At 66.1% G+C, this 13250-nt stretch carries 11 protein-coding genes; 2 read left to right on the plus strand and 9 right to left on the minus strand.

Annotated features, from left to right (window positions below; all coding sequences use genetic code 11):
* Positions 1–36 precede the first annotated feature (36 nt).
* From E2481_RS00280 to E2481_RS00290, 3 genes are all read right to left on the minus strand, one after another.
* Positions 37–2571 (minus strand): PAS domain S-box protein, encoded by a 2535-nt coding sequence (locus E2481_RS00280; protein WP_136715121.1) that lies wholly within the window; start codon positions 2569–2571, stop codon positions 37–39.
* Between the two features lie 99 nt (positions 2572–2670).
* The gene (locus tag E2481_RS00285; protein WP_136715122.1) at positions 2671–3849 is read right to left on the minus strand and encodes an NAD(P)/FAD-dependent oxidoreductase; all 1179 of its coding nucleotides are present in this window, start codon (positions 3847–3849) and stop codon (positions 2671–2673) included.
* Positions 3850–4056: 207 nt separating this feature from the next.
* Positions 4057–4590, minus strand: coding sequence for an Rrf2 family transcriptional regulator (locus E2481_RS00290; RefSeq protein WP_136715123.1), 534 nt, complete (start codon positions 4588–4590; stop codon positions 4057–4059).
* A 158-nt stretch (positions 4591–4748) separates the two neighbouring features.
* On the opposite strand from E2481_RS00290, the gene E2481_RS00295 reads away from it, so the two are divergent.
* Complete coding sequence (locus E2481_RS00295) at positions 4749–5678, plus strand: NAD-dependent epimerase/dehydratase family protein (RefSeq protein ID WP_136715124.1); 930 nt, start codon at positions 4749–4751, stop codon at positions 5676–5678.
* Positions 5679–5725: 47 nt separating this feature from the next.
* Entirely contained in the window at positions 5726–6646 is a 921-nt protein-coding gene (gene rocF, locus E2481_RS00300; protein WP_136715125.1) for an arginase, read from the plus strand.
* A gap of 4 nt (positions 6647–6650) precedes the next feature.
* Here the strand turns inward: rocF and E2481_RS00305 are convergent, their stop codons facing one another.
* The 6 genes from E2481_RS00305 to E2481_RS00330 form a co-directional block, all read right to left on the minus strand.
* A complete protein-coding gene (locus tag E2481_RS00305; RefSeq protein ID WP_136715126.1) occupies positions 6651–7466 on the minus strand; it encodes a hypothetical protein in 816 nt (271 codons plus the stop codon).
* The gene (locus E2481_RS00310) at positions 7463–8713 is read right to left on the minus strand and encodes an outer membrane protein assembly factor BamB family protein (protein WP_136715127.1); all 1251 of its coding nucleotides are present in this window, start codon (positions 8711–8713) and stop codon (positions 7463–7465) included. Before E2481_RS00310 ends, E2481_RS00305 begins: the two co-directional genes overlap by 4 nt.
* 68 nt (positions 8714–8781) lie before the next feature.
* The gene (locus E2481_RS00315) at positions 8782–9378 is read right to left on the minus strand and encodes a DJ-1/PfpI family protein (protein WP_136715128.1); all 597 of its coding nucleotides are present in this window, start codon (positions 9376–9378) and stop codon (positions 8782–8784) included.
* A gap of 89 nt (positions 9379–9467) precedes the next feature.
* Positions 9468–10253 carry an HAD-IIA family hydrolase gene (locus tag E2481_RS00320; protein ID WP_136715129.1) on the minus strand — a complete coding sequence of 262 codons (786 nt, stop codon included), beginning with the start codon at positions 10251–10253 and terminating at the stop codon, positions 9468–9470.
* A gap of 66 nt (positions 10254–10319) precedes the next feature.
* Positions 10320–11687, minus strand: a complete 1368-nt coding sequence (locus E2481_RS00325; protein ID WP_136715130.1) for a sensor histidine kinase — start codon at positions 11685–11687, stop codon at positions 10320–10322.
* Positions 11688–11837: 150 nt separating this feature from the next.
* A complete protein-coding gene (locus tag E2481_RS00330; protein ID WP_136715131.1) occupies positions 11838–13247 on the minus strand; it encodes a hypothetical protein in 1410 nt (469 codons plus the stop codon).
* Between the last annotated feature and the right edge of the window lie 3 nt (positions 13248–13250).

Below are 13250 nucleotides of genomic sequence, written 5' to 3' on the forward strand. Positions count from 1 at the left end.
GTGTGTGCGAGCAGCCCCTTAGGTTCGGGCGGTGCCTCACTCGGGTCCCGGCGTTGCGGACGGCGTAGCCTGGTCGGTCACTGCGGGGACCGACAAAGTGATGGTGGTCCCGGAGTCGTCGGCGTCGATGTCGAGTGTGCCGCCACACTGCACGACCAGCCAGTTGACGAGCCAGAGTCCCAGCCCGCTTCCGTGTTTGAGCGCGGATTCGTCGCCGGACTGCAGGACCCGGAGTTCGTGGTCCGGGAGCCCCGGGCCGTCGTCGGCGACGGTCACTGTCACCGCCGTGCCCGCGTCGTCGACGCGGCCCTCGAGCCTGAGGTTTGGGTCACCCTCGTTGTGTTCCAGTGCGTTGTGTGCCAGTTCCGCGAGCGCCGGCCTGAGTGCCGCGTCGACGCTCACTGCCCGGTCCGGCGACGAGGTGTCGACGGTCGCGTCGGGGAACTCCTCGGTGACCTCCAAGCGCACCGCGTCGAGTGTCGACCCGAGTGTGATCGTCTCCCCGTCGTGTTCGTCCGCGTCGATGAGCCGTTCGATCCGATGGGCTTTCTCCGAGAGCTGTATCAGGTCGTCCGCGGCGTCCCGTATCCGCTGGACCGGTTCGCGTACCGCGCCCCCGTCGTCGTCGTGTAACACCAGGTCCGCGTTTCCGGTGATGACGCTCATCTCGTTGCGGAGGTTGTGACGGAGGACCCTGTTGAGGACGGTCAGACGCTGCTGTCTGACCCGCTTGTCGGTGATGTCGACTTCGATAGCCACGACCGCCATCAGCTCGCTGTCCATGTCGGTAACCGGGGCGATGGTCCGGCGTGCCCAGTATCGCTCACCGTTCTTACGCTTGTTGGACACTTCGCCCTCCCAGACCGACCCGGACTCGACGGTGTCCCACACGTCGTCGCTACTGGTTTCGTCCCCGCCAGTCAGGAACGTCAGCGGCCGCCCGACCGTCTCGGATGGCGTGTGGCCCGTGATCTCCTCGACAGCGGGGTTCACGTACTGAATCGTCCCCTCCGCATCCAGGATGTATAGCCCGTAGCCGGCCTGGTTCACTGCTTTCTGATAGCGCTGGGCTTCCTCCCGGGTCCGGATGGCAGAAATCGCGTGCTGGAGCGTCTCGCGGATCTCCACGAACATCGCCCGCTCGGATTCGGAGAACCCGTCGGCGTCGGTGGTGTAAACCCCGAGCACGTCGTCGCCCTCTCCGTCCGGGTCCAGCGACATCCTCGCACAGGCCGAGATATCCAGCTCTCGTGCCCGGCGCTTCCAGGCCGTCTCCCCGTCGGTCGACTGGACCTCGACGCTGTTGGAACTGCCGTCCGTTTCGACTACTGCGTCGACCACCGGGTCCGTCCCGTCGTCACCCTGTGGTCCCAGCGCGATACTGTCGAGGTAGTCGTCCACGTCGCCGGCGACGTGTTTGGAGTGGGCCGTGTCGCCGTCGCCACTGGCTACCCAGACGAACCGATAGGCCGGAACCGTCGCCAGTTCTTCGACGACGCGCTCTTTGACCGCCCGGTGGGTTCGGGCTTCGACGATGGCCTTCGAAACCGCCGAGTGAGCGCTCGTGACGTGTTCGAGGTGGACCAGCCGCGTGACGTCCGACAGCGTGATGGCAGACGCGATGAACTGCGGCCCGGCATCGATCGCACTTCTCGTCGCCTGGACGTGTCGCGTCGTCCCATCGACGGTTCGGGTCACGACGCGTTTCTCGCCGATCGACAGCGTCGAAAGCGACGTATCCAGCGCTGCAAGCGACTCCGTTCCTTCGCGGAGGCCTGGGTACATCTCCGTCGCCTGGTCGTTGTGGCTAACGACGTGTCCGTTTTCGTCGAGCAGCAAGACCCCCTCCGAGAGGATGTCGACGAGTTGTGAGTGGCCGGGCGTGCTCAACTCCATGAACGTGTCCTCGGCGAACACGAGTACCCCCACGGCGAAGACGGCGACACCGAGTGGCTCGTAGTTGACCTGCAACAGGAGTTCCGGGAACAGGGACGCGAGCAGATACGGGAGCGCGGGTAGTGCCGTCATCCCGACCAGGACGTACAGGGTCAACGGCGTGTCCCGTTCCCGGAACGCGTCGTACAGGACCCACAGCCCGACCGCGGAGAGCGCGTAGGCCACGCCCATCGTCAGCCAGTGGATACTGCTGTGACTGACTGCCATGTGTGGGAACGGTACTGGATTCATCGCTGGCGTGAAATACTGCCCGTGTATCGGGTTCGTCACCTTCACGACCGTCGCCAGTCCGTACACCGCCGCGCCGGCGGCGACGAGCCTGCGGTCGCGGTGGTACTGCCGACCCGTATACGCCGACACGAAGTACAGCCACGCGAAGACCGTCCCGAACCCGACGACCAGTCCCGCCGTGTAGGCGACCTCCTTCAGCCAGAGTGTCGGGACCAGAAACTGCACCACGACTGCCAGCGCCCACAGCCCGGAGAGTAGCAGTAATCCGGCCAGACCGCGCCGCATATCGCGCGATGGAAGCCGGCGCGTCTGCACGACGCTCCCCAGACAGGCCAGTGCCGCGCCCCCGAACAGGACGAGGTATGTCGCCTGCAGTACGTCCATGTCCTACGAGCAACTATCCGGGTCGAAAGAATAAACAACAGTCCGAGTTCCCAGTTGTTGAGAGAACGTTTCGCTTTCGGACGCGAGCGTGTTCCGCGTTTACATGTCGGGCCACGCCTTCGCGGCGCGGCCGGGGCCGGTGATCGAGTTGATCCAGCGAGCGGCGATGGCCTTCTTCAGGTTCCGGGCCATGAAGCCGCCGAACGTGTCGCCGGGGATCAGACTCATCGGGAACTGCGTCACGTCGTGAGCGACAGCGTCCTCGCCGACTGAGATGGCCGTACCTTTGCTCTCGAACGTCCAGTCATCGAGGGGCTGACCGCGCATCTGTCGGGCCATGTTCTTCCCGATGTGGTCGGCGGCCTCCCAGGCGGCCTCGGCGGTCGGCGGCGCGGGGTTCTCGCCGGGCTGGTCGATGAGGGCACAGTCGCCGATGGCGAAGACGCGCTCGTCCTCGGTCTGGAAGTTCATCTCCGTGTGAATGCGGTGATTGCGGTCGTCTTTCTCCAGATCGACGTCGCGGACGGCGTCGCGGCCCGTGATCCCGCCGGTCCAGATGAGGACGTCGTAGTCGAGTTCCGTCTCGTCACCGACGTAGATGGTCTCCTCGTCGACCTCGCCGATGAACTCGCCCGTCATGATGTTGACGTCGCGCTCCTCCAGCAGTTTGCGGAGTTTGGCCTGGACCTCGGGGTCGTTCCCGGGGAAGATCTCGTCGAGTCCTTCGACGAGGTGGATGTCGATGGGGGCGCGGTGGTCCTCGCGGAAGCCGGCGATCTCGCCGGCCGTCTGGATACCCGAGAGGCCGGCACCGCCGACGACGACCTGTGCGGGGTCGGACTGGGAGGCAGCGCGAGCGGCCTCCTTGACGTCCTGGTGAATGCCCATCGCGTCGTCGAGGCTCTTCAGCGTGTGGGAGTACTCTTCGAGGCCGTCGATCCCGAAGAAGGCGGTCTGGGAGCCGATCGCGACCAGCAGGTAGTCGTAGTCGATAGTAGAGTCGTCGTCGAGTTCGATCGTCCGGTCCTCGGTCTCGATGTCGACGACCTCGCCCTGCACGAATCGCGTGCTCGGGGACTTGATGTCGTCGACCGGGATCGTGACTTTCTCCTGAATGCTCGGATCACGAATGCAGCGGTGGGACTCGTGGAGGACGAGGTGATAATCGACGTTCGAGACCCACGTGATGTCCGCGTCGTTCCCCAGTTCGGATTCGAGGCTCTTGATTGCGCCCGCACCCGCGTATCCCGACCCGAGTACGACTACGTTCTCTGTCATGGGTGCCTCTCGGGTGTCACCTGATACAAAGGCTTTGAAATCGTGACGTACCAACCGGCAGTTGTTACCGACAGAAAGCCGGTTCTATCCGGCGATATTTACCACGGCGACGGCCCGGTCGCGTAGAATCATATCCAAGTTGTCACTGTCAAAGAGATGTAATGACGACCGTCGGGCTCCGTCTCCGTGACGGGGTCGAGCGAGCCCTTATTTCGCGACCTCGCCGACTGGTGCTTTCATGTCGTCGATGGTGAGAATGAGGATGTTGCTGGTGTCGTCTTTACCGCTGACGGTACCGATGATGCGGAGTTTCGAGAGCGGGGTCGGGCCGACGGTGACGGTGTCGCCCTCGTGGAAATCGGAGATCGAACCCTGGAGTTTGATCTCGGCGCGACACTCCTCGGGGTGGTGGACGCTCGTGAGGTCTATCTCTTCGACGTTGGCCGTTTCGACGGGTTCGCCGTTGTGGGCGAGGGGCACGTCTGCCGCCTGGTCCATGTCCTGGACCTGCAGCGCGTCGTATGCGTTCGCAGTTGGCTTGTAGCCACCTTTGGGGCCAGGTACACCCTCGACCAACTGGAGGGCCTTGAGACTCTGCATCTGGTTGCGGATCGTCCCCGGGTTACGGTCGACCTGTTCGGCGATGTCTTCGCCCTTGACCGCTGACTCGGACTCCCGATAGAGATTGACGAGTTCCTGAAGGATGTTCTTCTGACTCGGAGTGAGTTCGATTGATGACATAACGGAACGTTCGTGGTAGTTTTCCTTAAACCCGGCGGATAAATGAGTATCGTTCCACGAATCCAAAATCCGACGGCAAGCAGTCGAATGACGCGTCTCGATAGTGACAATATCCGGCAAGCGATACACATTTAGTCGTCCCCTTGGGTTTCAGAGGTATGCAGGGAAAGCGTGTGCTCGTGACCGGCGGCGCGGGGTTCATCGGATCGAACCTCGCCAACGGGCTCGCGGCTGACAACGACGTGATCGCGCTCGACGACGGCTATCTCGGTACCCCCGAGAACTTAGACGACGACGTCGAGTACGTCGAGGCCAGCGTCCTCGACGATGATCTCCCGGCCGACGTCGATGTGCTCTTTCACCTCGCGGCGCTGTCCTCGCTGAACATGCACGAGGACGACCCCCAGCTGGGGGCCCGGGTCAACGTCGAGGGGTTCGTCAACACGGTCGAGCAAGTACGGAAGGAAGGGTGTGACACCGTCGTCTACGCCTCGACCTCCTCGATCTACGGCAGCCGGACCGAACCCTCTCCCGAGGACATGCCGGTGGCGGTCAACACCGGGTACGAGGCCTCGAAACTGGCTCGCGAGCGCTACGGCGAGTATTACGCGAACTATCACGACATGAACGTCGCCGGCCTGCGCTTCTTTTCGGTCTACCAGGGCTACGGCGGCGCGGAGGAACACAAAGGCGAGTACGCCAACGTGATCGCGCAGTTCGCCGACGACATGGCCGGCGGCGAGCCGCCGGTGTTGTACGGCGACGGTACCCAGACCCGTGACTTCACTCACGTGAGCGATATCGTCCGCGGGATCGAACTGGCCGCCGATCACGAGTTGACGGGGATCTACAACCTCGGCACCGGCGACGCCTACAGTTTCAACACGGTCGTCGAGATGCTCAACGACGAACTCGGGACCGACATCAACCCCGAGTACGTCGAGAACCCGATCCCCGAGGACGTCTACGTCCACGACACGTGCGCCGACTTCTCGAAGATACGCGAGGCGACCGGCTGGGAGCCCGAAATCGACTTCGAGGAGGGCATCCGTCGGGTCTGTGCCCAGTACACCGGCGCGAACGTCTAGCCCGTCGGACAGTCGATTTTTGTGCGTTCGGGAGAGTGCAGGTACTGATGGACAGGAACGTACGCGTCATCGGGGTACCGATGGATCTGGGAGCCGACCGACGTGGCGTCGACATGGGCCCGTCGGCCATCCGCTACGCCGGTCTGGCCGCTGAACTGGAGGCGATCGGAGCGACGTGTGTCGACTGGGGCGACGTTCACGTCCCGCGACCGGAGGGAACCGATCCGGACGCCGGCGCACCGACCGACGGCGACGCCAAGTTCCTGACCGAGACCGAGACCGTCTGTACGCGGCTCTCGCACGAAGTCACAGAGGCCGTCGACGACGGGGAACTCCCACTCGTGCTCGGCGGTGACCACTCGATCGCCATCGGGAGCGCCGGCGGGGTGTCCCGCGACGAGTCGACGGGGATCGTCTGGTTCGACGCCCACGGGGATTTCAACACGCCCGCGACGACGCCGAGCGGGAACGTCCACGGGATGAGCCTCGCCGCGATCCTCGGTCTCGGGGAGTTCGCCGACACCGACTGGGCCCCCGCACGGAACGTCGCCGAGGAGAACGTCGCCATCATCGGCCTCCGGAGCCTCGACGAGGGCGAGCGATCGAACATCCGCGACAGCGACGTGACTGCCTACACCATGACGGACATCGACGACCGCGGCGTGACCGACGTGGTCGAGGAAGCCATCGAGGTGGCGACGGACGGGACGGACGGGGTCGCCGTCAGTCTGGACCTGGACTGGCTCGACCCGACGGAGGCCCCCGGCGTGGGGACGCCGGTTCGCGGTGGCGTCTCCTACCGCGAGGCCCACGCCGCGATGGAACTGGTCGCCGAACACCTCTCGGAACCGGGGCTGTTGCGCAGCTTCGAACTGGTCGAGGTCAACCCGATTCTGGACCAGCACAACCAGACCGCTGAGCTGGCCGTCGAACTGGTCGCCAGCGCCCTCGGGAAGATCATCCTCTGAGCGCTCAGCCTCGGCTTCGATACGGGGGTCGCGGCGGGGACGACCGCGTGACGGACACCGTGTCCGACGACCCGGTCAGATCGGCGACGACCGTCATCGCGCTGATCTGGACGGCGAAGACGAGTTCGTCGAGCAGGACCCCGATCAGCGGGACCTCGCCCATCAGTCCGCTGCCCAGCCCCAGCACCAGCACGATACCGAGGACTCGAACCCCGTGGCCCGCGACCCGCCGCCAGCTTTCTCGCACGCTCCGTCGAAGGCCGTGTCCCCGAACGACCAGCGGGAGCGCGACGAAGAGGCGGAGCAGGACGAACAGGATCGCGAGCACCACCGGGAGTGCCAGGACGGGAACTAGCGCTGCGAGTCCGACGAGCAGCCCGAACCCGGCGAGGATGCCGACCGTCAGACCCACTGCTCGCAGGAACCGCTCCGGTGTGAGGTCGTCGAACCCGGCTCGAAGGTCGCCACTGTCGATGGCGGCGATGCCGATAACGACGACGGCCAGGGTTCCGAGCGACGTGACGGTCAGCATGACCAGCCGTGCGGCCAGCCAGGGGAGCCGCAGGCCGTAGAAGGCACCGAGCGACGCGCTAACTGGGGGACCGTCCGTTCCGCTGATCGTGCCGTCGACGGTGACCTGGAACGGACTGACCAGCGTCGTCGTCGTGGACGGCACCGGGTCCAGAAGCATGAGTTGCTCGACGCCGACCGAAAGGAGTCCAGCGACGAGAAAGAGCACAACGACGGTCGGGTGCCAGGACAGCCGACGCAGGGCTTCGCGGAGCGTGTCCCAGACACGCACGGGCTGTCGGTCGGTCACGCCGACCCCTCCAGTGCGTACACCGCGTCTGCGTCGGAGAGGTACACCGTCCCGTCCCCTACCGCTGGCGAGGACACGTTGTACGTGCCTTCGAAGCGCCACAGTTCGTCGCCGGTCTCGGCGTCGTGTGCGAGCAGCGTGTCCTGATCCGGGAGCAAGAGCGTGTCACCAGCGGCGACCGGTGGAATCTCGTCGTCGCCGGGTATCTCCGTTTCGACAGCCCACTGTTCTGTCCCGCTGGCGGCATCGAGTGCGTAGAGTCGGCCGCCGTACCCGTCCTCGCCGTCCGACCAGCGGGATCTGATGAACAACGTGTCTTCGCGGACGACCGGGACCGTGACGAACCGCTCGTTCTCGCCGGCCTCGAACCGCCACCGTATGTCGCTCGACTCGGTGTCGACGGCGACCAGCCGCTCGTCCCGCGTGACGTACACGAGCCCGTTCGCGGCGACCGGTTGTATTCTGGGCCCACGCCCCAGGCTCGTTTCCCACTGTCGCTCGCCAGTCGAGGCGTCCAGGGCGACCAGCGAGGCCCCGCCTCCGTAGCTCGGGAGATACACCGTCCCGCCGGCGACGGCCGGACGCGTGAGGGCGCTCGTCTCCCGGTGCCACCGCACCCGGCCGGAACTCGCGTCGAGAGCTGCGATTCCGTCGCCTGTGGCGAAGACCGTGCCCGAGACGACGACCGGCGGCGTCTGCCAGCCGCTGTCCAGTGTGATCGTGGAGCCGATGGCGTCGTCAGACTCCTCGCCGACGTGCCAGCGTGACGTGAATGCGCGCTCGTCGGTCGCAGGTAGGTCGAGTCCGCCGTCGATACCCAGCGACTGATAGCCTTGCTCCCACGCGGTGACGAGCGCCGGCGAGACGTAGGCCGCCGCGTCGGCGACCGCCGGCGTCGACAGGAACCGTCTGTCGCGGTTAGTGAGTTCGTAGGCCACGGCTCCGGTCTCGGCGTCCAGCGCGACCAGTCGCTCGCCAAAGGACTGGAACACGCGCCCGTCGTGGCAGATCGGTGCCGGCGAGGAGAACCCACCGTGCTCGACTTCGTATCGCCAGCGCACGGTCGGCTCGTCACGGGGGGCGGTTCTGTCCGGTGCGTAGCCGGCACCGGTCGCGTCGTATCGGTACTGGGGCCACGACGGCCCGCCGTCGGCACCGGCGGCGGCGAGGGTGCCGACGCCGATACCGACGGCTCCGAGTCCGAGCCCCGACAGGAGGGACCGACGGGAGAGGGCAGGGCGGCGCATTACGAGCGGACCGTCCGGCCAGAGTGGTTACTAAGTTGTGATTTCCGACTGTCGAAAAACGGGCGAAGTCAGTCGTCCGCGGCCGCGATGGTCTCGGAGTGGTCGACGTCCGTGCCCAGCATGTCGAGGAACTCGGCGAGCCACTCGGGGTGGTCCGGCCAGGCCTGCCCCGTGACGAGGTTGCGGTCCCGGACGACGCCGTCGACCCACGAACAGCCGGCCGCCTCGACTTCCGCCTGGACTGCCGGATAGGACGTCATCTCGTAGCCCTCCAGCACGTCCGCCGCGGCCAGGATCTGTGGCCCGTGGCAGAGCGACGCCACCGGCTTCTCGGCCTCGAAGAAGTGCCGGACGGCGTCGAGGACCGCGTCGTAGGTCCGCAGGTACTCCGGGGCGCGGCCGCCGGGGACGACCAGGGCGTCGTAGTCGGCCGGGTCTACTTCCGCCATCGTGGCGTTGACCTCGAAGTTGTGCCCTCGTGATTCCATGTACGTCTGGTCGCCCCGGAAGTCGTGGATTGCCGTCTTGCACGTCTCCCCGGCCTCCTTCTCCGGACAGACCGCGTCGACCTCGTGGCCGACCGTCTGGAGCGTCTGGAACGGTACCATGACCTCGTAGTCCTCCACGAAGTCGCCGGCTATCAGCAGGATTCGCTTGCCGCTCATTGGTGTTCACGCGCCCGCATCGGGACGCAGCATATGCTATGGTGTCCCATGGATATAAACCCGAACCCGCTGAGTGCCTGCACCCCGCTTCACTCCAGCAGCGCGGGCACGTCGGCCAGCGACTCCATGACGTGGTCCGGCGTGAACTCGCTCTCCTCGACGTCCGATCGATCGGTGATGCCGGTCAGCACGAGGACGGTCGTCATTCCGGCGCGTTCACCGAGCGCAATGTCGGTGTCGAGTCGGTCGCCGACCAGCAGACAGTCCTCCGGTGGGACGCCCAGCGCGTCCGTCGCGGCCTCGACGGCCTCCGGCGAGGGTTTGCCCATCACGCGGTCGACGGCGCGGTCGGCGGCCGCCTCGATGGCTCCGATGATGGCCCCGGAACCAGGAATCAGGCTGTCCTCGCCCGCGGGAACGACGCGGTCCGGGTCCGAGCCGACGAAGACGGTGTCCTCGTCTTGCAGGCCCCGAAGGCCGGCAGTCATCGAGCCGTAATCGAACTCCCGGTCCCAGGACGCGACCAGGACGTCGGCGGCGGTGGCGTCTTCGGTCAGCGTGAGACCGGCGGTCTCGAACTGCTCGCGGAGCGCCGGCGACCCGATCAGGAAGAGGTCGTCGTCTGCGTGCTCGTCGGTAAGGTAGTCGGTCGTGACGGTGCCGGCCGAGAGCACCTCCTCGACGTCGACGGCGATGCCCATCTCGCCGAGGCGGTCGACGTAGTCCAGGCGGGTTTCGGTCGGGTTGTTCGAGAAGAAAAGCACGGAGAGATCGGCCGCGCGGAGCGAGTCGATGGCGTCGACCGCGCCGGGGAGCGGGTCGCTGCCGCGATACACTGTGCCGTCGAGATCGAGGACGACGCCGCGATAGCTCATACGCTACCCGGCGGACCCGGGGTTGATAACGCTCCCGGACGCGGCTACTCGGGGGCGAACCGCTCCTCAGCAATACGTCACGCCGGTGATATCGAACCGGGCACCACCCGATTTGCTATCAGCGACCGCGACCGACCAGCCGTGGGCTTCGGCGATCTCCTCGACGATGGCCAGGCCGAAGCCGGTGCCGTCGTCGGTCGTCGAGTAGCCGGTCCGGAACACCTCGCTGCGCTCGTCGGCCGGGATGCCGTCCCCGTCGTCGGCGACGAAGAACCCGTCGTCGACCCGGCCGACCCGGATCTCGGATGCGTCTCCGTGTTCGACGGCGTTCCGGAAGAGGTTGGAGAGCAGTTCCTGGAGTCGGGCACCGTCGGCTTCGATGGTCCCTTCGGCCTCGACGACGAGTTCGGCATCGCCCGTCTCGATGTAGGGCCAGACCTGCTCGACGGTCGGTTCCAGATCCGTCGGCTCCGGGTCCTCGACGGTCGCACCCTGCCGGGCGAGCGTCAGTACGTCGTCGATGAGCGCCGTCATCCGGCCGTGCGCGCCACTGATACGGTCGAGTTCCTCGGGCGGGTCCTCGAACTGCTCGGACAGCAGCGAGAGGTTGACCTCGGCGACGTCGAGGGGGTTCCGGAGGTCGTGGGAGACCATGCTGGCGAACCGGTCGAGGCGCTCGTTCTGTCGCTCCAGTTCCCGCTCGCGCTCGACGCGTTCGGTGACGTCTCTGGCGATGAGCTGGAAGGTGTTACGCTCGGTCCTGATGTCGACCGGCGCGAAGATGTTGTGGAAGTACCGATCGTCGAACTCCGTTTCTGACCGCTGGGACTCGCCCGTTTCGATGGCGGTTCGACCGACGGACAGCCACTCGTCGCCGATGCCGTCGGGGAGCCGCTCGACGATGTCGCTCCCGAGCAACTCCTCGCGAGAGACGGATGCGAGGTCCGCCATCGCTGGATTCGCCGCGATGAACTCCCCGTTGGCGGACACCTGCGCGACGGCGTCCGGGGTGTTGTTGACGAGCAACTCGTAGCGCCGTTGGGCACGCTTTTGGGTGACTGCGCTCTCGACCCGGTTGGCCAGTTGCTGGTACTGCTGGTCCTCGACGACCTCGAGTTTGAGGATGTAATCGGAGACGCCGGCCGCGATGGCTTTCGAGGCGATTTCCTCGTCCCCGCGGCCGGTCAGGAGGATGAAGGGTACGTCCCCGTGGCGCTCGGTGACCATGTCGAGGAGTTCGAGGCCGTTCGCGCCGGGCATCTCGTAGTCGCTCACGATACAGTCGATTTCGGTGTCGTCGAGAAACGTCAGCGCGTCCTCGGCGCTGGTCTCCCAGAACGTCGTCATCCCGTGTTCCTCTGACAGCGTCGAGGCCGTCATCTCGGCGAAGAACTCGCTGTCGTCGACCATCAGCAGCCGTATCTCGTCAGTCATTGTCCCGCCGATGCGCCGTGACGACGGTTCTGCGCGCGGAACGATCTGCGACGAGGTTGGGCTGCCACCTGCACACTATTCGCATGAAGCCGGCCCTCACTCAAATATCCACCGGGAGCGATTTCGGAATTATAACTGGACTCGACGGCGTCACTCCCGCAAACGGCGTTCCCACTTCGGCCCGGCTCGGCTCCCCAACAGCCAACCCACGACCGCAGCGACCAGCGACAGCGCGACCGCGCCGACCGTCGTGGTGACCGGTGCCGTCGGATAGACGAGTGCCGCGACCAGCATCGGGATCGACACCAGCGCCAGCGCAGCGCCGAAAGCCACGAACAACACCGTATCGAAGAGCAACTCCGTCGCGGAGAGCCCGGCGACGTACGCCGTCACGCCGAAGACGTACACCGCGACGAGCGGCAAGACGAGGAGTCCCACGGCCAGTTCACGGGGCGGATACCAGATCGTCGCGATCGCGAGGTAGAGCAACCCGGCCGGGAGCGACAGGAGCAGGTACGCGCGGCGCTTCCCCGCGAAGACCGCCCCGAGCGACACCGGATACCGGCGGTACTCGTCCGGGTCGTCGAACTGGGTCACCCAGCTGTACGTGGTGAATGCACCGAGTCCGAGCAACGTTCCGAAGGCGATGCCGGGGGACGGTTCCAGCCCCGTCGCCGCCGTGATCTGTCCGAGCAGGAGCGCGGTGACGCCGAACAGGACGCCCATCGAGAACAGTACCTTCCAGACCGACCCACTGGACCGGCTCACGTCCAGCAGCGCTCGGGTCGTCAGCCCGGTATCGTCGGCGAGTACCCCGCGAATCCGGGAGAACCGGCCCGGCGAGGTCCGCTGGGCGCGGCCCTCGACCGGCTGGAAGAGGAGCGGCCCGAGCACGGCGAACGCGACGACCGGCGCGAACCCGCGGACCGCAGCGATCGCGCTCGGGTCCAGATACAGCGCGTAGGGGGTGTACGCGACGACGTCGAACCCGATCGTGACGACGGCCGCAGTCAGGACCGCAACCGGGACGACGACGGCGAGTTTGCTCCGCGTCGCGAGTCCCGCGAGTGTCAGGCTGAGCGTCACCCCCAGCGCGAACGCGCCGACAAGCGTCACCCAGAACAGCCCGATTCGGCCGGGGGTGACGCCAGTACGGAGGGCGCTCGGTGCGGCGGCGATCCCGAGTGGGGCCAGGAAAAAGACGGCGTAGTACACCAGGTCCTTGAGCAGGAACACCGCGAGCAGGCGGTTCCACGACACCGGTAACGTCCGAGCGGAGAAAACCAGCAGCGTCACGTCGCCGAGCACGTCCCGCAACGCGTCGCGGCCGACGAGTCCGATAGTCCCGACCTGGAGGCCGAAGAAGAAGACCAGGCCGTGGAGGCCGGCGGCGACGGCGTCGAAGCCGGTTCCCGTGACCCGGAGCAACTCGAAGCCACCGGCCGCCAGCACCGCGATAGCGACCGGGAACGCGCCGAAGCGACGGCCGCCGAACAGTTCCTCGTGGAGTCGCCACTCCTCGCGGAGCATTCGCCGGAACAGGTGGAGTGTGAGAGCCATGAG

Origin of the sequence: Halorientalis salina, assembly GCF_005049285.1 — an archaeon.
Lineage (GTDB): Archaea > Halobacteriota > Halobacteria > Halobacteriales > Haloarculaceae > Halorientalis > Halorientalis salina.